The organism is Nocardia sp. JW2 (genome assembly GCF_051843015.1).
In the GTDB taxonomy this organism is placed as follows: Bacteria; Actinomycetota; Actinomycetes; order Mycobacteriales; family Mycobacteriaceae; genus Nocardia; species Nocardia coubleae.
The window spans coordinates 107,783-127,079 of sequence record NZ_JBPXLK010000015.1; the positions used below are offsets into that span (position 1 = coordinate 107,783).

19 protein-coding genes are annotated in these 19,297 nt (G+C 69.3%); 7 read left to right on the top strand and 12 right to left on the bottom strand.

Annotated elements, in window-relative coordinates:
- Nucleotides 1-19: 19 nt before the first annotated feature.
- The 5 genes from ACSVDM_RS20950 to ACSVDM_RS20970 all read right to left on the bottom strand — a co-directional run bounded on the left by ACSVDM_RS20950 (nucleotide 20) and on the right by ACSVDM_RS20970 (nucleotide 4,639).
- Nucleotides 20-1,051, bottom strand: a complete 1,032-nt coding sequence (locus ACSVDM_RS20950) for a hypothetical protein (RefSeq protein ID WP_067492265.1) — start codon at nucleotides 1,049-1,051, stop codon at nucleotides 20-22.
- A complete protein-coding gene (locus ACSVDM_RS20955) occupies nucleotides 1,048-1,563 on the bottom strand; it encodes an ImmA/IrrE family metallo-endopeptidase (RefSeq protein ID WP_067492264.1) in 516 nt (171 codons plus the stop codon). The genes ACSVDM_RS20950 and ACSVDM_RS20955 overlap by 4 nt, the downstream gene beginning before the upstream one ends.
- Before the next feature lie 11 nt (nucleotides 1,564-1,574).
- Entirely contained in the window at nucleotides 1,575-2,744 is a 1,170-nt protein-coding gene (locus ACSVDM_RS20960; protein WP_439267169.1) for a hypothetical protein, read from the bottom strand.
- A 203-nt stretch (nucleotides 2,745-2,947) separates the two neighbouring features.
- Entirely contained in the window at nucleotides 2,948-3,859 is a 912-nt protein-coding gene (locus ACSVDM_RS20965; protein ID WP_439267171.1) for an SDR family oxidoreductase, read from the bottom strand.
- 12 nt (nucleotides 3,860-3,871) lie between these two features.
- Nucleotides 3,872-4,639, bottom strand: a complete 768-nt coding sequence (locus tag ACSVDM_RS20970) for an SDR family oxidoreductase (protein ID WP_439267173.1) — start codon at nucleotides 4,637-4,639, stop codon at nucleotides 3,872-3,874.
- A gap of 72 nt (nucleotides 4,640-4,711) precedes the next feature.
- On the opposite strand from ACSVDM_RS20970, the gene ACSVDM_RS20975 reads away from it, so the two are divergent.
- The 4 genes from ACSVDM_RS20975 to ACSVDM_RS20990 are packed head-to-tail and all read left to right on the top strand — an operon-like array spanning nucleotide 4,712 to nucleotide 8,208.
- On the top strand, nucleotides 4,712-5,476 hold the full coding sequence (locus tag ACSVDM_RS20975; protein WP_067495505.1) for an enoyl-CoA hydratase family protein: 765 nt from the start codon (nucleotides 4,712-4,714) through the stop codon (nucleotides 5,474-5,476).
- A 7-nt stretch (nucleotides 5,477-5,483) separates the two neighbouring features.
- Nucleotides 5,484-6,362, top strand: coding sequence for a CoA transferase subunit A (locus ACSVDM_RS20980; RefSeq protein ID WP_439267175.1), 879 nt, complete (start codon nucleotides 5,484-5,486; stop codon nucleotides 6,360-6,362).
- Nucleotides 6,359-7,126, top strand: coding sequence for a CoA-transferase subunit beta (locus tag ACSVDM_RS20985; RefSeq protein WP_439267176.1), 768 nt, complete (start codon nucleotides 6,359-6,361; stop codon nucleotides 7,124-7,126). The genes ACSVDM_RS20980 and ACSVDM_RS20985 overlap by 4 nt, the downstream gene beginning before the upstream one ends.
- On the top strand, nucleotides 7,123-8,208 hold the full coding sequence (locus ACSVDM_RS20990) for an NAD(P)H-dependent flavin oxidoreductase (protein ID WP_439267178.1): 1,086 nt from the start codon (nucleotides 7,123-7,125) through the stop codon (nucleotides 8,206-8,208). The genes ACSVDM_RS20985 and ACSVDM_RS20990 overlap by 4 nt, the downstream gene beginning before the upstream one ends.
- A gap of 143 nt (nucleotides 8,209-8,351) precedes the next feature.
- Here the strand turns inward: ACSVDM_RS20990 and ACSVDM_RS20995 are convergent, their stop codons facing one another.
- The 7 genes from ACSVDM_RS20995 to ACSVDM_RS21025 form a co-directional block, all read right to left on the bottom strand.
- A complete protein-coding gene (locus tag ACSVDM_RS20995) occupies nucleotides 8,352-8,813 on the bottom strand; it encodes a hypothetical protein (RefSeq protein ID WP_067640670.1) in 462 nt (153 codons plus the stop codon).
- A 40-nt stretch (nucleotides 8,814-8,853) separates the two neighbouring features.
- Nucleotides 8,854-10,815, bottom strand: coding sequence for a molybdopterin-containing oxidoreductase family protein (locus tag ACSVDM_RS21000; RefSeq protein ID WP_439267180.1), 1,962 nt, complete (start codon nucleotides 10,813-10,815; stop codon nucleotides 8,854-8,856).
- Between the two features lie 87 nt (nucleotides 10,816-10,902).
- Complete coding sequence (locus tag ACSVDM_RS21005) at nucleotides 10,903-11,580, bottom strand: Rv0361 family membrane protein (protein WP_439267182.1); 678 nt, start codon at nucleotides 11,578-11,580, stop codon at nucleotides 10,903-10,905.
- Nucleotides 11,581-11,791: 211 nt separating this feature from the next.
- Nucleotides 11,792-12,952, bottom strand: a complete 1,161-nt coding sequence (locus ACSVDM_RS21010) for an acetyl-CoA C-acetyltransferase (RefSeq protein WP_439267219.1) — start codon at nucleotides 12,950-12,952, stop codon at nucleotides 11,792-11,794.
- Nucleotides 12,953-12,996: 44 nt separating this feature from the next.
- On the bottom strand, nucleotides 12,997-13,608 hold the full coding sequence (locus ACSVDM_RS21015) for a TetR/AcrR family transcriptional regulator (RefSeq protein WP_084457240.1): 612 nt from the start codon (nucleotides 13,606-13,608) through the stop codon (nucleotides 12,997-12,999).
- 45 nt (nucleotides 13,609-13,653) lie between these two features.
- The gene (locus tag ACSVDM_RS21020) at nucleotides 13,654-14,451 is read right to left on the bottom strand and encodes an SDR family oxidoreductase (protein ID WP_067495528.1); all 798 of its coding nucleotides are present in this window, start codon (nucleotides 14,449-14,451) and stop codon (nucleotides 13,654-13,656) included.
- Complete coding sequence (locus ACSVDM_RS21025; protein WP_067640659.1) at nucleotides 14,448-15,626, bottom strand: acyl-CoA dehydrogenase family protein; 1,179 nt, start codon at nucleotides 15,624-15,626, stop codon at nucleotides 14,448-14,450. The genes ACSVDM_RS21020 and ACSVDM_RS21025 overlap by 4 nt, the downstream gene beginning before the upstream one ends.
- Before the next feature lie 80 nt (nucleotides 15,627-15,706).
- Here ACSVDM_RS21025 and ACSVDM_RS21030 point away from each other — a divergent pair, with 80 nt between their 5' ends.
- The 3 genes from ACSVDM_RS21030 to ACSVDM_RS21040 are packed head-to-tail and all read left to right on the top strand — an operon-like array spanning nucleotide 15,707 to nucleotide 19,260.
- Nucleotides 15,707-17,257 (top strand): FadD3 family acyl-CoA ligase, encoded by a 1,551-nt coding sequence (locus ACSVDM_RS21030; RefSeq protein ID WP_439267184.1) that lies wholly within the window; start codon nucleotides 15,707-15,709, stop codon nucleotides 17,255-17,257.
- A complete protein-coding gene (locus tag ACSVDM_RS21035; protein WP_067640657.1) occupies nucleotides 17,254-18,117 on the top strand; it encodes an enoyl-CoA hydratase in 864 nt (287 codons plus the stop codon). Before ACSVDM_RS21030 ends, ACSVDM_RS21035 begins: the two co-directional genes overlap by 4 nt.
- The gene (locus ACSVDM_RS21040) at nucleotides 18,118-19,260 is read left to right on the top strand and encodes an acyl-CoA dehydrogenase family protein (protein ID WP_439267185.1); all 1,143 of its coding nucleotides are present in this window, start codon (nucleotides 18,118-18,120) and stop codon (nucleotides 19,258-19,260) included.
- Nucleotides 19,261-19,297 lie beyond the last annotated feature (37 nt).

Here is a 19,297-nt window from a genome sequence, read left to right on the forward strand (position 1 = left end):
CCCGTTCTTGTTGTCTGTGTCAGCTCGACGCAGCGGCGTTCTGCGGTGCGCCCGCCGTGGCCACCGCCACCTCGTATCGCTTCGCCAGCGCCAGCACCCAGCCGCGGGGGCTCACGCCGGGCGGCGGTGCGATCCAGCGCGCGTCGACGAACAAGTCCCCCAACGGGTTTCGGGCCCACTCGGCCACCACGGCCGCGCGCTCGGGAACGGAGTTCGGCGGCTCACCCGCCGCCGGGATGACGATGCCGCTGCCCGAGAGCAGATACAGCGCGTCCATCACCTGGGCCACGTGGTCGGAGGCCTTCAGCTGCGCCGAGGTGGCGTTCTGCTCGGGTGCGACGACCTCCGGGAACCGGCCGACCATCAGCTTGTGCAGCGGGCGGATGCGCCGCAACAGGATTCGGGCCCGCCACCACAGCTCGATGACGATCGACACCGCACCGAGCGAGATCAGCAGGCTCGCGATCTCCCACGCCTGCCAGCCCCACGTCGGCTGACCGGGCGGGGTCGGCTCGGCGCCCTGGAAGGCGCGGCCGGCGTTGGCGAAGGCCAGCACGGCCACCAATGCCGTTCCCGCCGTGTAGATCGCGATGCCGCGACCCAGCGTGGTCCAGTCCAGATTGCGCAGACCGGTGGTGACGATGAAGACCGCGCCGAGCGCGACGACGATCCAGCCGAAGGTGAACGACCAGGCCAGCGTCAGCGCGATGGCGAGGGCGCCGATGCCGTAGACGATCATCGCGACCTGGCGCAGGTTGCGTCGCGACACGACCGGCCAGGCGGCGGACGCGACCACCGACGTGGCGGTGGTGAACAGGATCCACGCCGAATCGACGATGCCCGTGGACAGCCAGCCGCTGTGCAGGCCGCCCGGGAGCAGGTTGTCGACGGCGACGGCGATATCGGGGATGGCGACGGTCGAGGCGAGTGCGACGGCGGCGACCGCGACGACGATGGCCACGCGGGCCGTTGTCGCGGGCTTGACGAGCACGCGTCCCACTCGCGCACCCGCGGCAACCCAGACCAGCAGGGCTGTCAACCAGAGTGTCATCCGAGTGCCTCATCGAATCGAAGGACCGAGACGCCTGCGCCCCGGTTGTTGAAGACGCGCAGTCGTGTCATGAGCATGGCCGCGAAGGTCTCGGCCTCCCACTCGGCCAGGTCGTCGGCTCCGTCCTCGACGATCTGGGCGTGGGCGCGCTGACTGAGCATGTAGGCGATGAGGTCGTCGCTGACCTCGAGTGTCGTCTCGACCGCGGGCGCGCCCTCGTGGTCGAACACGATGTGGCCGAGTTCGTGGGCGAGGGTGTGGTCGCGGCTGGGCAGGGCGTCGGCGAGCACGATGATGTCGCGCTCGGGGTAGAACCGCCGCTGGCCGCACACGCCGGGGCCCAATTGCGCACTGGTGATCTCGATTTCGCGCTGCCGCTCGAGCGAGACCGCCGCGACCACCTCATCGAGGGTGGTCGCGTCGAAGTCGGCGGCGACCGCGCACACCGCGTCGACGGCGGCGGCGACGCGACGATAGGACCGCGAGGTGGACTGGGTCTTGCTCTTGCTCATCGAAGATCCCCTCACGACCTCGGTCCGAAGAACTCGGCACGCGCCGCGTTCACCCGCGCCTGGGCGGCCGCGGCACCTTGGAAACTCACTGCGCCCGAACCGGTTCCGGCCAGGGCGAGCGCTATCAGACCGCCGATCACCGACAGCAGTTCGGGTTCGGGCAGACCGTTGTTGTCGCTGGTCGGCCGGACCTCGTGGTTGGGCTTGGCGGCCTGAGCGGGTGCGGCGGCGGCAGGCGGCGCGGGGGCGGCGGCCGGGGGCGGCGGCGCATCGGCCGGGGCCGGTGCCGCGACCGCCACATTCGGCGCGGAGACACCCGGGATCGACGGCGTGCCCGGTGCGGGCGGGATCGCGATGGCGGGCAGCGCGGGCGACGGCGTGGGCGGGGTCTGCAACAACAGCAACAGCAGCAGCGGCGAGGCCGAACCGACAGCGGCCGAGCCGACAGCGGCCGAACCGGTCGCGGCCGAACCGGCGCCGGCGGAACCGACCGCGGCCGAACCGACGGCAGCCGAACCGACGGCCGCGGAGCCGGTACCGGCCAGCGCCGAGCCCGTCCCCGCCGCGGCCGAGCCGACGGCGGCCGAACCGGTGCCCAGTACCGCGGCGGCACCGGCCGAACCGGTGGCGAGTACAGCGGCGGCACCGGCGGAACCGGTGCCGAGGATCGCGAAGGCGCCTGCCGAGCCCGTGCCGAGCACGGCGCCGAGACCTGCGGAGCCGGTGCCGAGGAGCACGCCCAGTCCTGCCGAACCGGTGCCGAGCACCAACCCGGCGGCGGCCGAGCCCGCGCCGAGAGCGGCAGAGCCGGAGGCCGGACCGGCCACTTCCTTGGTCGAGAGTTCGGTGTCCTGGCCGGGGATGCTCAGCGGGGTCCACTCGGTCTCTTCGGCGACTTCCGCACCGGTCTGAGGGGGATCGCCCTGATTCGCCGGTGCCGGGTCGTTGCCGCTACCCGTACCCGGCAGGGTGAGTTCGATCGGCTTGCCGTTGCCCTGGGCGGGGTCCTCGGCCGGTTCACCGCCGCTACCCCCGATGCCGGTGCTCCCGCTGCCGGACGGTTGCGCGGCGGGCGTCGGCGGCTTTTCCGGCGCGGCGAATGCGGCGACGGGCCCCAATAGGGCGCAGCCGGCCAAGACACTCGCAGCGGCAAGAACGCGCAACATGCGACCAACGGCCATGCGCCTGTCATCCCCTTTAAGTAATTCCGCGCAGCATTACCCCCGGTCGCGACACATTCCGGGATCGACGAACAGTAGCCCATAGTAAACCCACGGGCAGAACCCCGCAGGAGAGCGCAAGAGCCGTCCAGCCCCCTGAACGGCGATGACATGGCAAAACCGCAGGCCCGGCGGCTTTGCTCAGTGTCCTCTTGCGAAGTTAGCTATGCACCGTAAACCGGCTCCGGTTCGGCACCCTTCTCGATCAACTGGGCCACCACCGGACCGAGCTCGGCCGGATCCCAGCGCGCACCGCGATCGACCGCGATGCCGTGCCGCCAGCCTTCGGCCAGCGCGACCTTGCCGCCCTCCACCTCGAACATCCGCCCGGTCACCCCGGCGGACTCGCTGCTGCCGAGCCAGACGACCAGCGGCGAGATGTTCGCCGGGTCCATGGCGTCGAAGCCGGCATCGGGGGCGGCCATGGTGTCGGCGAAGACCGTTTCGGTCATCCGGGTGCGGGCCGCGGGGGCGATGGCGTTGACGGTGACGCCGTAGCGTCCGAACTCCGCCGCGGCGGTGAGCGTGAGGCCCGCGATGCCCGCCTTGGCCGCGCCGTAGTTGCCCTGGCCGACGCTGCCCTGCAGGCCGGCGCCGGAGCTGGTGTTGATGACGCGGGCGTCGACCGCGCGCCCGGCCTTGGCCTCGCCGCGCCAGTACTCGGCGGCATGACGCATGGTGGCGAAATGGCCCTTGAGGTGCACGCGGATCACCGCGTCCCACTCCTCCTCGCTCAGGTTCACCAGCATGCGGTCGCGCACGAAACCGGCGTTGTTGACCAGCACGTCGAGCCCACCGAAGGTGTCGACAGCCTGGCGGACGAGCCGGCGCGCACCTTCCCAGTCGGCCACGTCGTCGTAGTTGGCGACCGCCTGCCCACCCGCGGCGACGATCTCGTCGACGACCTGCTGCGCGGGTGTCTCCGAGGTGGGTGCGCCGTCGAGCGCGGTGCCCACGTCGTTGACGACGACGCGCGCACCTGCCGCGGCGAAGGCGAGCGCGTGCGCGCGCCCGATCCCGCGACCCGCACCCGTGACGATCACCGTGCGGCCGGCGCAGATCAACTGCTGGTCCATCGAAACTCCTAGTTATCCGTGGTTCGTATTCGCGGCATCGAGAAAGGCGGGCCGCTCCCCCGCGCCGTGCACCAGCAGGCTCGCGCCGCTGACGTAGGCGGCCAGCGGGGAGGCGAGGAAGAGGGCGGCATTGCCGACGTCGGCGGGGGCGGCGAGGCGGCCGAGCGGGATGGTGGCGCCGACGGCGGCGACACCGTCGGCGTCGCCGTAGTGCAGGTGGCTCAGTTCGGTTTCCACCGGTCCGACCACCACGGAATTGAGACGGACCTTCGGCGCCCATTCCACGGCGAGGGAGGTGGTGAGGTTGTCCAGTCCGGCCTTGGCCGCACCGTAGGCGGCGGTACCGGGCGAGGGCCGATGCCCGCTGACGCTCGAGACCATCACGATCGAACCGCCCGAATCCTGTTTCTGCATCACAGCATTCGCCTGCTGCGCGATGACCAGGGGGGCGAGCAGATTCAGCTCGATGATCTTGGTGTGGAAGCGCGGGCTCGCCGCGTCGGCCAGGGCGAAGGGCGCCCCGCCCGCGTTGTTGACGACGTGGTCGAGCCGCCCGTGCGCGGCGAGGATCCCGTCGAACATGGCGGCGACCGCGCTGTCGTCGCGGACATCGCAGGAGTAGTGCTCGGTGCCGTCGATCGGGGTGTCGGCGGGCCTGCGCGCGCAGGTGAGCACTGTCGCGCCCGCCGCGAGGAAGGCGCGGGTGATGCCCGCGCCCACGCCGCGCACTCCGCCGGTCACCAGAACGATCTGGCCGGAAAGGTCGATTTCTATCGCCACCGTGTTAACCTACCAAGCAATTGCTTGCTTTGTCTCGGGTTCGCCCGGGCACGCACCGATAGGACAGTTGCCATGGGAATCGACCGGCATACCGAAACCGAGGGGGTGGAGGTCGTCACGGTCGACTATCCGCCGGTCAACGCGCTGCCGTCGGACGGCTGGTTCGCGCTCGCCGACGCCGTGCGCGCCGCCGGACGCGACCCCGGCACCCGCGTGGTCGTGCTGCGCGCGGAGGGTCGCGGCTTCAACGCGGGCGTCGACATCAAGGAGATGAACGCCGACGCCGGCCACACCGCCCTGATCCGCGCGAATCACGGATGTTTCGACGCCTTCGCCGCCGTGTACGACTGCGAGGTTCCGGTGGTCACCGCCGTCAACGGGTTCTGCCTCGGCGGCGGGATCGGCCTGGTCGGCAACTCCGACGTCATCGTGGCTTCCGACGACGCCACCTTCGGTCTGCCCGAGGTGGACCGCGGTGCGCTCGGCGCCGCGACCCACCTGTCGCGACTGGTCCCCCAGCACCTGATGCGGACCATGTTCTACACCGCGGGCAAGCTCACCGCCCAGCAGTTGCACCACTACGGGTCGGTGTACAAGGTGGTGCCGCGCGCCGAACTCGACGCCGCGGCCATGGAGGTCGCGAAGAACATCGCGAACAAGGACGGCCGGGTGATCCGCGCCGCGAAGCGGGCGCTCAACGGCATCGACGTGCAGGACGTGCACCGCTCCTATCGCTACGAGCAGGGCTTCACGATGGAGCTCAACCTGGCCGGGGTGGCCGACGAGATCAGAGCGCGTTTCGACGACGACCTCGCCGCGCAGAAAAAGGGGAAGTAGGAAAGCTATGCGCGACAAGAGAATGACCCTCGACGAGGTGGTCGGCGAGCTGCGCAGCGGCATGACGATCGGCCTCGGCGGTTGGGGATCGCGGCGTAAGCCGATGGCGCTGGTGCGTGCGCTGCTTCGCTCCGATGTCACCGACCTGACGGTGGTGACCTACGGCGGGCCGGACCTCGGCCTGCTGTGTTCGGCGGGCAAGGTGCGCAAGGCCTACTACGGCTTCGTCTCCCTCGACTCGGCACCGTTCTACGACCCGTGGTTCGCCAAGGCGCGCACCGAGGGTGCGATCACGGTGCGCGAGATGGACGAGGGCATGGTGAAGTGCGGGTTGCAGGCCGCCGCCGCCCGGTTGCCGTTCCTGCCGATCCGGGCCGGGCTCGGTTCGGCGGTGCCGGACTTCTGGGAGGGCGAGCTGAAGACCGTCGTCTCGCCGTACCCGCATGCCGACGGCCGGACCGAGACGCTGATCGCCATGCCCGCGCTGCATCTCGATGCGGCACTTGTGCATCTGGACCTGGGCGACAAGCACGGCAACGCCGCCTACACCGGTGTCGATCCGTACTTCGACGACCTCTACTGCCTTGCGGCCGAGCGACGCTACGTCTCGGTGGATCGCCTCGTCGACACCGACGAACTGGTGAAAGCGGTTCCGTCGCAGGCGCTGATCCTCAACCGGATGATGGTCGACGGCGTCGTCGAGTCACCCGGTGGCGCGCACTTCACCTTCTCGGGCAGCTACGGACGCGACGAGAAGTTCCAGAAGCACTATGTGGCGGCCGCGCAGTCGCCGGAGTCGTGGGCCGAGTTCAGGGCGCGCTATCTCGACGTGAACGAAGACGAATACCAGTCCGCCGTCAAGGCTTTCGCGGAGGAGCAGCGATGAACGCAGTACCGGCGACCGGTCGGATCACGCGCGCGGAGGTGTGCGTCGTCGCGGCGGCGGAGATCTTCCGTGGCGCGGGCGAGATCATGGCCAGCCCGATGTCGACGATCACCACCATCGGCGCGCGACTGGCCAGGCTCACCTTCGAACCCGACCTGCTGCTGTCCGACGGTGAGGCACTGTTCTTCGCCGAGGTGCCGGCGATCGGGGCGAAAGCACCGGTGGAGGGCTGGATTCCGTTCTCCAAGGTGTTCGACGTGGTGGCCTCGGGCAGGCGGCACGTGGTGATGGGCGCCAATCAGCTCGACCGCTTCGGCAACCAGAACCTCTCGGCGTTCGGGCCGTTGCAGCAGCCGCGCAGGCAGATGTTCGGTGTGCGCGGGGCGCCCGGCAATACGATCAACCACGCGACCAGCTACTTCGTGCCCAAGCACAACACGCGGGTGTTCTGCGAGCAGGTCGATATCGTGTGCGGCGTCGGCTACGACAAGATCGACCCGGCCAACCCCGCCTTCCGTTTCCATCACCTGCACCGTGTTGTCTCCAACCTGGGCGTCTTCGATTTCGGCGGTCCCGAGCACACCATGCGCGCGCTGTCGCTGCATCCGGGTGTGACGGCCGAGGAGGTGGCCGAGAACACCTCCTTCGAGATCGCCGGGCTGGCGGACGCGGGCGAAACCCGGCTGCCCACCGAGGAGGAGCTGCGGCTCATCCGGACCGTGCTCGATCCCAAGGGATTCCGCGAGAAGGAAGTGGCCGCATGAGCGCTCGCCTGCGTACCCCGCTGACCGAGCTGGTCGGCATCGAGCATCCCGTCGTGCAGACGGGAATGGGCTGGGTGGCCGGGCCGCGGCTGGTCGCCGCGACCGCGAACGCGGGCGGGCTCGGCATCCTCGCTTCGGCGACGATGACCTTCGAGGAGCTGGAAGCGGCTGTCGCCAAGACGAAGTCGCTCACCGACAAGCCGTTCGGTGTGAACATCCGCGCCGACGCCACCGACGCACCCGAGCGCATCGAACTGCTCATCCGTGAGCAGGTGCGGGTCGCCTCGTTCGCGCTGGCTCCGAAGAAGGAACTGATCGCCCGGCTCAAAGACGCGGGCGTGGTGGTGGTTCCGTCGATCGGTGCCGCCAAGCACGCGGTGAAGGTGGCCTCCTGGGGCGCGGACGCGGTGATCGTGCAGGGCGGTGAGGGCGGCGGGCACACCGGACCGGTGGCCACCACGCTGCTGCTGCCCTCGGTGCTCGACGCCGTCGACATCCCGGTCGTCGCGGCCGGCGGTTTCTTCGACGGGCGCGGGCTCGCGGCGGCGCTGTCCTACGGTGCCGCCGGGGTGGCCATGGGGACCCGGTTCCTGCTCACCCAGGAGAGCACCGTCCCCGACGCCGTGAAGCAGGAGTATCTGGCGCGCGGACTGGGCGACACCGTGGTTTCGGTGAAGGTCGACGGTATGCCGCACCGCATGCTCAACACCGAACTCGTGGAGCGCCTGGAACATTCGGGCGGTTGGCGCGGACTGTCGGCGGCCGTCGGCAACGCGGCCAAGTTCAAGAGCATGACCGGGATGAAGTGGTCGACGTTGATGCGCGACGGTCTCGCCATGCGAAAGACCAAGGACCTCAGCTGGTCGCAGGTCGTGATGGCCGCGAACTCGGCGATGCTGACCAAGGCCGGTCTCGTCGAGGGCCGGACCGATGCGGGTGTGCTGCCCGCGGGCCAGGTCACCGGAATCATCGACAGCCTGCCGACGGTGGCCGAGCTGATCGACGGCATCGTCACCGACGCGCTCACGCGTATCGAGGCCGTCGGCACGCTGGTCGACACACCGGTCACCGAGCAGAGCTGACCAAGACCCATCCCGGCGAGCCCCCCACAGCGGTGCGCCGGGATGCCGCCCGACGGGTCTGAGCCTCCCGTCGAAAGGGCGAACAGGACACCGAACCGGATGCGGTACTCACAAGGCGCGCATCCGGTTCGGTGTTCTCCCGCTCAGAATTCGGAGACCGCGAACTCCCCGGTGCTCGGCAGATGCGCCAGTGGTGTGGTGCGGATGGTCGCCTCGATCCGCCCGGCGCCCGTCGCGAGCGTCAGGCCGACCTCGGGGCCCGGCTGCCCGCTCGGACCGCCTGCCACGACAGTCGCCGCCGAGCCGCCCGCACCGGTGTCGAGATTGCGCCACTCGACCGTCGTCGTCACCGTGCAGCCGCTCTGATGTGAACCGGGTGTCGCGCTCCAGAACGTGCCGCGCAGCCGCATTTCCGCCTCACCGGACCTGGTGATGCCCTGGCCGGACAGTGCCGTCGCGTCGATCTGACCGGCGCAGGTCCAGCCGGTGGCGAGGGTGTAGGTGGGTTTGAACGGGGTCATTGCCGAGGCGGGGGTCGTCGCGCCGAGGAGGAGTCCTGCGGTTGCCGCCGCGACGAGCGTCGCGCGGCCGGTGTACTTCCACATCACTGCGTGCCTTTCGTTCGGTGATCGCGTGCGGTTCGTATCAGCGGGGTACCACCTCCACCCGGTTGTCGTGGAAGACCGCGCCGCCACCGAAGTCGGCGTCGCGTTCGGCGATCGTGGCGTTCACGGTCGCGCCGCCGGAATCCTTGGCCCAGCGTCCCTTCGTGGTACCCGCTACGCCGGGTCTGACACGGTCGGATACCTCGGCGATCGCCTCGAAGGAACCGCGAGCGTTGACGACCGACACCGGGGCGCCGTCGGCGATTCCGCGCGCGGCGGCATCATCGGGATGGAGCGTGATGCGGGTTTCGCCTGCGCGGCGGCGCAATTCGGGGTTGGCACCGAAGGTGGTGTTCAGGAAGTAGTGCGAGGCGGCGGAAATCAGCACGAGTCCGTCGCCGGGATCGGCCGGTGGGGTGTAGGTCGGTAGCGGGTCGTGACCTGCGAATTGCGCTCGTGGAGAGACGAACTGGAGTTTTCCGGCGGGGACGGGTCCCGGCTGCACCTTCAAGAAGCCGTCGGCGCGCAACCGGTCCAGATCGTGGCCCTTCAGCAGCTGACGGGCCAGTTCCTCGTCCGATTCGTACAGCGCCGGCTCGGTGAGTCCGAGGCGACGGGACAGTCGTCGGAAAGTCTCTGTGGTGGAAAGACATTCGCCCGGCGGCTCGACGGCGGGCTCGTTCCACACCAGATACAGGTGGCCGTAGCCCGCGATCACGTCGAGGTGCTCGGGTTGCATGGTCGCGGGAAGCACGATGTCGGCGTAATCGACCGTGTCGGTGGCGAAATGCTCCAGCACCACGGTGAAGAGGTCTTCGCGTGACAGACCTTCGATCACGCGGCGCTGATCCGGATTGGAGCCGACCGGATTCGCGCCGATCACGAACAGCGCCTGCACCGGCGGCTCGTCGACGTCGAGCAAGGCCTCACCGAGCCTGGTCATCGACAAGGTGCGCACCGGGTGCGGCAGCAGATCGTCGCGCACCAGGGCGGGCAGGTCGAGTTCGAAGTGCCCGCTCGTCGAATAGTGCAGGCCACCTCCGGGAAGCGCCCAGTCACCGGTGACGCCGGGCAGGCAGCCGAGCACCCGCAGCGCCATCCCGCCACCGGCGTGGCGCTGCATGCCCTGGGAGGCGCGGATCGCGGTCGGCCTGGTACCCGCGATCCGTTCACCGAGCGCGACGATCTGTTCGCGTTCGAGGCCGGTGATCGCGGCCACCCGCTCCGGGGTGAATTCCATGATGCGCTCCCGGAATTCGGGCCAGCCCTCGGTGTGCTCGGCGATGAATTCCGTGTCCTCGGCGCCCAGCGAGACCACCACGTGCAGCAGGCCGAGCGCCAGGGCGGCATCGGTGCCGGGCAGGGGTGCGAGGTGTTCGTCGCAGCGTTCGGCGGTCTTGGTGCGCACCGGGTCGATCGCGACCAGGTAGGCACCGCTGTCCTGCACGAACTTCCACAGGTGATGACCGGAGGTGAGCGGGTTGGTGCCCCACAGCAGGATCAGCTTCGATTTCGCGAAGTCCTCCGGGTCCATGCCGCCGGAGGTGCCGAGGGTGTAGCTCAGCCCCGCGCTGCCCGCGACCGAGCAGATGGTCGCCGCATGGTGGGAGGCGCCGAGCACGTTGAACATGCGGCGGCCGGGATACCCCTCGAGGCCCTGGAGGTAGCCGAGGCTGCCGGTGCCGTGGAACGGCCAGATCGCCTCGGCGCCGTATTCGTCGATGATGCCGGCGAGCCGGGTGGCGATCTCGTCGAGCGCCTCGTCCCAGCTGATCCGCTCGAACCGCCCGGAACCCTTGGGACCCGTCCGGCGCAGCGGATACCTGAGCCGGTCCGGCGCGCCGACCTGCTCCAGATAACGGTTCACCTTCACGCACAGCGCACCGCGCGTGACCGGGTGTTCCTTGTTGCCGCGCAGGCCGGTCGCGACGCCGTCCTCGACCGTCACCACCCACGAGCAGGCGTCAGGACAGTCGAGTGGGCACGCGCCGAGCACCTTCACCGCTCCCATCGTAGGCCCGGTGCCCGACGCCCCTCGGAGCAGGAGAGGCGACGACCGGGTCGGCCCGGTGGGACCGACCCGCCGCACTCACTCCGTTTCGATGGTCGGGTTGAGGATTCCGCACACCCGCCAGCCGCCGTCCTCCTCGACCAGCTTGTAGGTCGCGGTCGAAGTCGTGCTCTGGCCGAGAATGGTCATGCTCATCGCCGTGGTGAACGTCCCGGACTTGCTGCCGGAGGCCACATCCACGCTCTTCAGCGTCGTCGTCACGCTCGGTGCACCGCCGCCCGACGGTGCCTTGGTCGGCGTGGCCTGGTTCTCGTACTTCGCGATCTCGTCACGATCGGAGGCGCACACCAGGTCTTCGAGTTCGCCCTCCTTGTCGACCCAGGCCTGCGCCGCCGCGCGCGGGGTGTCGTAACCGCCACCACCGAGGGGACCGCCACCACCGCCGAACATGTAGATCGCGCCGACCGCGATCGCGACCAGCACGACCAGACCGCCGAGGACGAGAACGATCTTGCCGCCGCCGCCCGACCGGCGCGGCGGCTGCCCGTAACCACCGGGCGCGCCGTACGGCTGCCCCTGCGGGTACGGCTGCCCCTGCGGGTAGGGCTGTCCCTGTGGGTAGGGCTGTCCCTGCGGGTACGGCTGACCTTGCGGGTAGGGCTGACCCGGCATCGGCTGGCCCGGATACGGCTGACCAGGTTGCATCGGCTGACCTGGCCGACCTTGATACGGGTTGGGCGGTTGTGGGTAACCCATTCGAAATTCCTGTTCCCTGTTTCCACGAGCAGTACCTGACCGGCACCGCTTCAGCACATGGCTTACCCACTGCGCCAACGTGTTATCGCGGTGGCGCCGGGAGAGCAACCGTTCAGTCTCGACGACCGGCCCATCACCCGCAAGTCCGCCGACGCACGACGGCCCGGTACCGGAGTGTCCGGTACCGGGCCGTCGTCGGCGTCGCGGTGAATTACTCGCTCGCGCCGAGCCGTTCGATGATGGTGACGTTCGCGGTGCCGCCGCCCTCACAGATGGTGAGCAGACCGTAGCGGCCGTTCACCCGCTCCAGCTCGTGCAGCAGGGTGGCGAACAGCTTCGCACCGGTCGCGCCGAGCGGATGACCGAGTGCGATGGCACCGCCGTTGACATTGACCTTCGCCGGATCGGCGCCGATCTCCTTGATCCAGGCCAGCACCACCGGCGCGAACGCCTCGTTGATCTCGATGACATCGATGTCGTCGATGGTGAGCCCGGTCTTCGCCAGCGCCCACTGGGTGGCCGGAATGGGCGCGCTGAGCATGAAGATCGGGTCGGCGCCGCGCGCGCTGACGTGATGGATGCGCGCCCGAGGGGTGAGCCCGTACTCCTCGACGGCCCACTCCGAGGCCAGCAGTGTCGCGCTCGCACCGTCGGAGATCTGGCTGGCCACCGCGGCGGTGAGCGGGCTGCCCTCGGTCAGCGGCTGCAGAGCCGCCATCTTCTCGAGGCTGGTCTCGCGCGGACCCTGGTCCACGGTGAAGTCACCGACCGGCACGATCTCGGCTTCGAAGCGGCCTTCGGCGATCGCCGCACGCGCCCGCTGGTGGCTACGCAGCGCCCACTGCTCCATCCTCTCGCGGGTGATGCCCCACTTCTCGGCGATCAGCTCGGCGCCGCGGAACTGCGAGATCTCGCCGGTGCCGTAGCGCTGGTCCCAGCCGACGGCGCCGATGAACGACGAGTCGAAACCGTACTCCTTGCCCGCGAGCATGGCGGCCGAGATGGGAATGGCGCTCATGTTCTGCACGCCACCCGCGACGATCACCTCGGCGGTGCCGCTCATGATCGCCTGGGCGCCGAAGTTGATGGCCTGCTGACTGGAACCGCACTGCCGATCGACGGTGACACCGGGAACTTCCTCGGGGAGTCCGGCGGTGAGCCACATCGTGCGCCCGATATTGCCCGCCTGCGGGCCGATGTTGTCGACGCAGCCGACGATCACGTCGTCGACGACGGCGGGGTCGATCCCGGTGCGCTCGATCAGGCCGCGCAGCGCGGCGGCGCCCAGGTCGGCCGGGTGCACACCGGCCAGCGCTCCTCCACGCTTACCGACGGCGGTTCGCACCGCGTCGACTACATAGGCCTCCCGCAACGGGGTGTAGGGGCGGCGCTCGGCGGGTGCGGTCATGGGTACTCCTAAGGCGCGTCGCTCGCGGGCACGGTGAGCCCGTCGAGCACGATGGTCAGATATTGCGAGGCAAGGTTTTTCACGGTGATGGGGCCGCCGGGGGTGTACCAGCGGACCGCGACCCACACGGTGTCGCGCAGGAAGCGGAAGGCCAGTTCCACGTCGAGTTCGGGCCGGAAGCTGCCGTCGGCGACACCGGCGGCGAGCACCCGGTGCCACAGGTCGCGGAACTCGGTGTTGAAGTCACGGATGTAGCCGAAACGTTCCACGTCACGCAGGTTCTTGGCCTCGGCCTGGTAGATCGCGACGGCGGCATGATGACGGTCGAACGCCTGGTAGGAGGCGAGGACCAGGGCCTCGAGGGTCGCCCGCGAGCTGAGCCCGGCGGCCGCGATCTCGCGATAGCGGCCGAACAGGTCGTCGAGGAAGCCGCGCAGGATCTCGTCGACCATCGATTCCTTGGAATCGAAATGGTGGTAGAGACTGCCCGAGAGAATGCCTGCCGAATCGGCGATATCGCGCACCGTGGTGGCGCGCAGGCCGCGCTCGGCGAACAGGTCGGCGGCGAGGGCGAGCAGTTCGTCGCGGCGGGTGCGTTTCGCGGTATCGGGTGCGGTCACCCTAGACATCGTACAACCAAGCACTTGCTTGGCGTGCTGCTGCCGTCATGCGCGCTGACTACTCACGGAAACCACCTCACCGGTCAGGTACGAGGTGTAGTCGCTGGCCAGCATGGCGATCGTCGCCGCGACCTCCCACGGCTCGGCCGCGCGCCCGAAAGCCTCACGCTCACTGAGGTTGTCGAGCAGTTCCGATGAGCTCACCTTGTCCAGGAACGGGTGCCGCGCGATGCTCGGCGCGACGGCATTGATGCGCACCCCGAACTCGGCGGCCTCGATCGCGCTGCACCTGGTCAACGCCATCACCCCCGCCTTGGCCGCGGCGTAGTGCGCCTGGCCGTGCTGGGCCCGCCAGCCGAGCACGCTGGCGTTGTTGACGATCACGCCGCCGTGGCCCGCGTCGCGGAAGTAGCCGAGCGCCGCGCGCGTGCAGCGGAAGGTGCCGGTGAGGGTGATGTCGAGGACCTGGTCCCACTGCTCGTCGGTCATGTCGACCACGGGGGTCTCACCGCCGAGGCCGGCATTGTTGATCATGATGTCGATGCGCCCGAGTTCGGCGGCAGCGGCGGTGAGCAGCTGATTCACCTGGGCGGTGTCGCGCACATCGCACACCACGGCACCGACGGTGCGCTCCGGGAATTCCTTGGCGAGCAGTTCGGCGGTTTCACCCAATCTCCGCTCGTGCCAATCGGATACCACCACATCGGCACCCTCGGACAGGAGCCTGCGGGCGGTGGCCGAGCCGATGCCGGTACCGGCGGCGGCGGTGACGACACCCTTGCGGCCGGTGAGCAGACCGTGGCCGGGGATGGGCGCGGGCGGGGTGGCGAGCGGGCCGGTCACGGTCGGGCCTCGCGCGGCAGACCGAGCACCCGCTCGGCGATGATGTTGCGCTGCACTTCGTTCGAACCTCCGTAGATGGTGTCGGCGCGGCTGAACAGGTACAGCCGCTGCCAGGCGGTCATGTCGTCGTCGGGGATCACCAGACCGGCGGCGCCCTGCACCGCCATGGCCAGCTCGCCGAGATCGCGATGCCAGTTGGCCCACAACAACTTCGACACCGACGCCCCGCCCGCGTCGTTCTCGTCGCTCATGGTGCGCAGCGCGTGGGCGCGCAGCACCCGCAGGCCCACCCAGGCGCGGTCGAAACGCGCGGCGATCAGCGGGTCGTCGGCGGCACCGGTGCGGCGGGCGAGGTCTTCGATGTCGGTGAGTTCGCGGGCGAAGCGGATCTGCTGACCGAGAGTGGAGATGCCGCGCTCGAAGGTCAAGGTGCCCATGGCGATTCGCCAGCCGTCACCGGGCGCGCCGACGACCAGGTCCGCGTCGGTGCGGGCGTCGTCGAAGTACACCTCGTTGAATTCCGAAGTGCCGGTGAGCTGCTGGATCGGGCGAACGGTTATGCCCGGCTGGTTCATCGGGACGAGCAGGTAGGACAGGCCGTGATGACGGGTGGACCCGCGTTCGGTGCGGGCGATCACGAAGCACCAGTCGGCCACGTGGGCCAGCGAGGTCCAGATCTTCTGGCCGTTGATCACCCACTGGTCGCCGTCGAGGCGGGCGGTCGTCGACACAGCGGCCAGGTCGGAACCCGCGCCCGGCTCGGAGTAGCCCTGACACCACAGCTCGCCGACCGAACGGACGCCGGGCAGGAAGCGCTTCTTCTGCTCCTCGGTACCGAAGGCGAGCACGGTCGGCCCGAGCAGTTCCTCACCCACGTGTGAGACCCGCGCGGGCGCGTCGGCCTTGGCGTACTCCTCGTGGAAGATCACCTGCCTGGCGACGCTCTCGTCGCGGCCGCCGTACTCCACCGGCCAGCCGAGGCACGTCCAGCCGGCGGCGGCGAGATGACGATCCCAGGCCAGCCGTCGCTCGAAGTGCTCGTGTTCTCGGCCCGGCCCGCCGGTACCGCGCAGGTCGGCGAACTCGCCCGCGAGGTTTTCGGCAAGCCACTCCCGGATCTCCGCGCGGAACTCCGCGTCGGAGGTAACTGAATCTGCGGTCTGGATCACGCCCACCACGGTAGAGTAACCTACCAAGCACTTGCTTTGTTAGCTGCTTCGTAAAGAAAAGCGAACCGCACAACGGTGAGGACCCCGTGACACCCGCTGCACAGACCATTCCGCAGGCGCTGCGCCAGACCGCCGCGGCGTATCCGCACGAGCCTGCCATCGTCGACGGCGAAACCCGCCTGACATGGGCAGAGCTGCTCGACCAGGTGCGGATCGCGGCGCGCGCGCTCATCGCCCGCGGCATCGAACCCGGCGACCGGGTCGCCATGTGGGCACCCAATACCCATCACTGGGTGGTGGCCGCGCTGGCCGCGCATTCGGCCGGTGCCGCACTCGTGCCGCTGAACACCCGGTACGTGGCGGCCGAGGCGGTCGACGTGCTGAACCGGGTCGATGCGAAGGCGCTGTTCGTCGCCGGGCCGTTCCTCGGTCGCGACCGGGTGGCCGAACTGCTCGCCGAAGCACCGGAATCGACCATCGCGACGGTTGTCGTCATCCCGGTCGAGCCGGGCGCGGCCACCGGGACCGGCTCGCTCACCTGGGACGATTTCCTCGCCGAGGCCGAGCGGGTCACCGAGGCCGACGGCGAAGCGCGCGCGGCGCGGGTCTCCCCCGACGACATCTCCGACATCCTCTTCACCTCGGGCACCACCGGCCGCAGCAAAGGCACCATGGTCGCCCACCGGCAGGCCCTGGATGTGGTGCGTGCCTGGTGCGCGTGCTCGACCGTGCGCGCGGGCGACCGCTACCTGGTGATCCCGCCCTTCTTCCACAACTTCGGATACAAGGCGGGCATCCTCGCGTGCCTGGTCACCGGGGCCACGATCGTGCCGCAGGCGACATTCGACGTCCCGGCCGCGCTGCGCCTGGTCGAGTCCGAGCGGATCACGGTGCTCACCGGCCCGCCGACGATCTACCAGACCATCCTCGACCACCCCGAGCGCGGCGAGCGTGACCTCTCTTCGCTGCGCGTCGCGGTGACCGGCGCCGCGACCGTGCCGGTGGTGCTGATCGAGCGGATGCGCGACGACCTCGACTTCGAGGTGGTCATTACCGCCTACGGACTGTCGGAGACCGCAGGCTTCGGCACCATGTGCGACCCCGACGACGACGCCGAGACCATCGCCAACACCTGTGGCAAGCCCATCGCCGGCTTCGAACTGCGCCTGGCCGACAACGGCGAAGTACTGCTGCGCGGCCCCAATGTGATGCTCGGTTACCTCGACGATCCCGAGGCCACCGCCGAGGCCATCGACCCCGACGGCTGGCTGCACACCGGTGACATCGGCGTGGTCGACGAACGCGGCTACCTCAAGATCACCGACCGGCTCAAGGACATGTACATCACCGGCGGATTCAACGTCTACCCCGCCGAGATCGAGCAGACCCTCGCCCGTCTCGACGGTGTCGCCGAGTCCGCGGTGATCGGGGTGCCCGACGAGCGGATGGGCGAGGTCGGCATGGCGTTCGTCGTCCGCAAGCCGGACACGAACCTGACCGCCGACGACGTGATCGCCCATGCGAGCGCCCATCTGGCGAATTTCAAGGTGCCCCGGTTCGTCGAGTTCCGCGACCGGCTGCCCTACAGCGCGGCGGGCAAGGTGCTCAAGCGCGAGCTACGTGAGGAGAAGTCGTGAGTTCCGAAACCGAGGTCGTCACCTACGAGGTGCGCGGACCGGTGGCTGTGATCACCATGAACCGGCCCGATTTCCGCAACGCGCAGAACTCGAAGATGACCTACGCCCTCGACGCCGCGTTCGTGCGCGCGGTCGAGGATGCCGCGGTGAAGGTGATCGTGCTCGCGGGCAACGGAAAACACTTCAGCGCCGGGCACGATATCGGCACACCGGGCCGCGACCACGACGCGCACTACGAGAACAAGGCCGCGCTGTGGTGGGACCACGTCGACCGCACCGGTGGCGACCAGCGGTTCGCCCGCGAGACCGAGGTGTATCTCGGCATGTGCAGGCGCTGGCGCGAGATCCCCAAGCCGACGATCGCGATGGTGCAGGGCGCGTGCATCGCCGGTGGGCTGATGCTGGCCTGGGTGTGCGATCTGATCGTCTGTTCCGACGACGCCTTCTTTTCCGATCCCGTTGTGCGCATGGGCATTCCGGGCGTGGAGTACTTCGCGCATCCGTGGGTGATGGGCCCGCGCGCGGCCAAGGAGTTCCTGTTCACCGGTGACCGGTTCGGGGCCGCGCAGGCCAAGGAGTGGGGCATGGTGAACCGGGTCGTGCCGCGCGCGGAGCTGGAAGCCGAGACCATCGCGCTCGCCGAGAAGATCGCCACCATGCCGCAGTTCGGGCTCGCGCTCACCAAGAAGGCGGTGAACCAGGCCGAGGATCTGATGGGGATGCGCTCGGGCATGGACTCGGTCTTCGGACTGCACCATTTCGCGCACGCGCACAATGCCGAGGTCGGCGCCGATTCGCTGGGCGGGATGAACGCCAAGACGATGAAGACCGCCGCGGCCGAACAGAACGGGTCGAAGTAGATGGATCTCGAGATCGACGAGGCAGCCACACAGTTCCAGCTCGAGGTGCGCGAATTCCTCGCCACCCATGTGCCACGCGAACCGCTGCCGTCCATGGATACCGCAGAAGGCTTCGCGGCCCATCGTGCATGGGAGGCGACGCTGGCCGAGGCGCGGCTCTCGGCGGTGTCGTGGCCGCGCGAGTACGGCGGGCGTGACGCCTCCATTCTCGAATGGGTGTTGTTCGAGCAGGAGTACTACGCGGCGGGCGCGCCCGGCCGGGTGGCCCAGAACGGCATCTTCCTGCTGGCACCGACGCTGTTCGAGCACGGCACCGAGGAGCAACTGGCCCGGATCCTGCCGAGAATGGCTCGCGGCGAGGACATCTGGGCACAGGCCTGGTCGGAGCCCGAGGCGGGCAGCGACCTGGCGGGCCTGCGCTCGACGGCCAGGCGCGCCGAGGGCGGGTGGGTGCTCAACGGCCAGAAGACGTGGAGTTCCCGTGCGTCCTACGCGGATTGGGCCTTCGGCCTGTTCCGCAGCGACCCCGAGGCGCAGCGTCATCACGGGCTGACCTACGTGATGTTCCCGCTGACGGCCGAGGGCGTGAGCGTGCGCCCGATCCCCCAGCTCGACGGCGAACCCGGCTTCGCCGAGATCTTCCTCGACGACGTCTTCGTCCCCGACCACGACGTGATCGGCGCACCGAACGAGGGTTGGCGGGTGGCGATGGCCACCTCGAGCAACGAGCGTGGCCTCTCGCTGCGCAGCCCCGGCCGGTTCAGCGCCACCGCGCAACGCCTGATCGACCTGTGGCAGCAGACCTGCGACCCCGCCGATACCGCCGCCCGCAACGCCGTGGTCGACGCCTGGCTCGGGGCCGAGGCCTACCGGCTGCACACGTTCGGCACGGTCACCCGCCTGCAGGACGGCGGCCAGCTCGGCGCCGAATCCTCGATCACCAAGGTCTTCTGGTCCGACCTCGACATCGCCATGCACGAAACGGGTCTCGACCTGCTCGGAGCGGCCGCCGAGCAGCGCAGTCCGTGGACCGACGGCTATCTGTTCTCCCTCGCGGGCCCGATCTACGCGGGCACCAACGAGATCCAGCGCAACATCATCGCCGAACGCCTCCTCGGCCTGCCACGGGAGAGCAAGCGATGAACGGCGCTACGAATCGAATCGACCACCCGACAACAGG

Bases quoted from the DNA above. Each gene is read 5' to 3' on its own strand.
- ACSVDM_RS21040 (WP_439267185.1), top strand. From the start codon at position 18,118: ATGGATCTCGAGATCGACGAGGCAGCCACACAGTTCCAGCTCGAGGTG.
- ACSVDM_RS20955 (WP_067492264.1), bottom strand. From the start codon at position 1,563: ATGAGCAAGAGCAAGACCCAGTCCACCTCGCGGTCCTATCGTCGCGTC.
- ACSVDM_RS20995 (WP_067640670.1), bottom strand. From the start codon at position 8,813: ATGTGGAAGTACACCGGCCGCGCGACGCTCGTCGCGGCGGCAACCGCA.
- ACSVDM_RS20950 (WP_067492265.1), bottom strand. From the start codon at position 1,051: ATGACACTCTGGTTGACAGCCCTGCTGGTCTGGGTTGCCGCGGGTGCG.
- ACSVDM_RS20960 (WP_439267169.1), bottom strand. From the start codon at position 2,744: ATGGCCGTTGGTCGCATGTTGCGCGTTCTTGCCGCTGCGAGTGTCTTG.
- ACSVDM_RS20990 (WP_439267178.1), top strand. From the start codon at position 7,123: ATGAGCGCTCGCCTGCGTACCCCGCTGACCGAGCTGGTCGGCATCGAG.
- ACSVDM_RS21005 (WP_439267182.1), bottom strand. From the start codon at position 11,580: ATGGGTTACCCACAACCGCCCAACCCGTATCAAGGTCGGCCAGGTCAG.
- ACSVDM_RS20985 (WP_439267176.1), top strand. From the start codon at position 6,359: ATGAACGCAGTACCGGCGACCGGTCGGATCACGCGCGCGGAGGTGTGC.
- ACSVDM_RS20965 (WP_439267171.1), bottom strand. From the start codon at position 3,859: ATGGACCAGCAGTTGATCTGCGCCGGCCGCACGGTGATCGTCACGGGT.
- ACSVDM_RS20980 (WP_439267175.1), top strand. From the start codon at position 5,484: ATGCGCGACAAGAGAATGACCCTCGACGAGGTGGTCGGCGAGCTGCGC.
- ACSVDM_RS20975 (WP_067495505.1), top strand. From the start codon at position 4,712: ATGGGAATCGACCGGCATACCGAAACCGAGGGGGTGGAGGTCGTCACG.